The sequence below is a fragment of the Bacillus pretiosus genome, assembly GCF_051294775.1.
In the GTDB taxonomy this organism is placed as follows: domain Bacteria; phylum Bacillota; class Bacilli; order Bacillales; family Bacillaceae_G; genus Bacillus_A; species Bacillus_A wiedmannii.
This window is the reverse complement of sequence record NZ_JBPPHF010000191.1, coordinates 1-306: the sequence shown is the minus strand read 5'-3', so window position 1 is coordinate 306 and position 306 is coordinate 1. Positions and strand designations below refer to the sequence as shown.

Genomic DNA, 306 nt, shown 5'->3' with positions numbered 1-306 from the left:
GTAATGTTCCCTGGAGTAACATTTGTAGTTCCATTAATAGTTGTGTACTTACTTGATATCCCACTAATGGTGTAACTTATTGAAGAACCCAAATTGTCAGAAGCAGCTCCAAGTGTTACAACAAAGGTTCTTGTATTGTAAGTAACATTAGCACTAGAAGTTAATGACGGTGATTTTAATTCATTTTTAGTTACTGTTGGAGAGTAAATAAACCCAGACATCATTTCGTCTGTTCCTACACGGTTCTTTGCCAGCACAGCATATCGAACCGAGTTTGCACCTGCTCCTGGAGCATCATTAATAGAC

The 306-nt window shown here is 37.9% G+C and carries 1 pseudogene; it reads right to left on the bottom strand.

The annotated features are described in order from the left end of the window. Positions 1–306 (bottom strand): annotated as a pseudogene (locus ACSG5Z_RS30465) (hypothetical protein); the annotation flags it as partial.